This is a genomic window from Terasakiella sediminum, assembly GCF_033100395.1.
Taxonomy (GTDB): domain Bacteria; phylum Pseudomonadota; class Alphaproteobacteria; order Rhodospirillales; family Terasakiellaceae; genus Terasakiella.
Genome location: NZ_JAWLVJ010000064.1, coordinates 1 through 1,400, shown reverse-complemented (window position 1 = coordinate 1,400; position 1,400 = coordinate 1). Strand labels below are relative to the sequence as shown.

At 47.9% G+C, this 1,400-nt stretch carries 1 protein-coding gene; it reads left to right on the top strand.

Translation table 11 applies throughout. The features are described from left to right. Window positions 1-22 precede the first annotated feature (22 nt). Window positions 23-1,400, top strand: a 1,378-nt coding sequence (locus RYZ26_RS19815; protein ID WP_317684992.1) for an IS4 family transposase, incomplete at its 3' end; no start/stop codon positions are given.

Here is a 1,400-nt window from a genome sequence, read left to right as displayed (position 1 = left end):
CGAATGGCACTAAGTTAAGGCGTTGTCTGCATTAATTTTCGGGTGCGATTTTATCATAAAAATGGGATACTATCCCATGGAAAACGCTAGCTTATATCTTCCGGGGTTGCACTGGTCCACGTTACGGCGCAAGCCCCGTTCCGCCCTTCAAAAATTGGTCGATGAAACAGCAAGAATTCGGCGACATTCCCTATCTCAACTCGGAGATTGTTTTTCCAAATTCATCCCAATGAGGGAACTGGATCAAAGGAGCGGAGGTTCTTTTTCCCGACGACGACTGTATAGCAAAACCAACACATTCTGGGCATTCTTCTCTCAAATACTTGATGCTGATGGCGGCTGTCAGGAAGTTGTTCGCAAAGTTCAGGCATTTGCTGGTGAACGATCTATGAAAGTGCCATCAGCCTCCACATCTGCTTATTGTCAGGCCCGTCATAAACTTGATGAAAGCATGTTAGAAAAGATTCTGAGCCACACGTCAAAAAGCTTGCGTGAACGAAGCCAGGAAAAGGGCTGGAAAGGCCGCCGGGTCATTGTTGTTGATGGCACAGGTGTCAGCATGGCAGACACACCTGATAATCAACACGTCTGGCCTCAGCCTAAAGGACAGCAACCCGGTTGCGGCTTCCCTCAAGGACGGGTTTGTGCCTGCTTTTGCCTTCACACAGGGGCTTTGTTGAGTTATCGCCTTGGTGATAGAAAAAGGTCTGAACTTCCTATGCTGCGCCAACAGTGGAGTACGTTTAACAAAGGAGATGTGTTCCTTGGCGACAAAGGGTTTTGCAGTTATTACGATGTCTGGAAGCTGCAACAATTCGGGGTCGATTCAGTTCTGACTTTGGCGCGTCGCACTCCAGTGGATGCAGCCTCTGCCATTGAAGTGCTGGGCAAAAATGATCTGTTGATCCAATGGCCTAAACCTCTGTGGAATAAGCAGCACAGTTATGGACGAGCAGAATGGGAAGCTTTACCCGATGTTCTAACGTTGCGTCAAATCAAGGTTGAGATCAGTGCTCCTGGCTACAGAACGAAATCTTTTTATCTGGTGACAACCATGACTGACCCTGAGGCTTATCCTGTTTCAGAACTGGCAGCGCTTTATTATCAAAGATGGGATGTGGAGCTGTTCTTTCGCGATATCAAAACCACCATGGGGATGGATATCCTGCGCTGTAAAACGCCGCCCATGGTGCGAAAAGAAATCCTGATGCATTTTATCGCTTATAATGCCATCCGCCTTTTAATGTTTGACGCGGCAGGAAAGACGAAACAGCCTCCACGAAGGCTCAGTTTTAAAGCCACTATTCAAGCCTTGAGGCAGTGGGAGCCATTGCTCAACAGGCGACCTTTAAAAAAGCAGGAACGCTGCCGTCTCATGAACCTGCTCTATGAAGCTATCG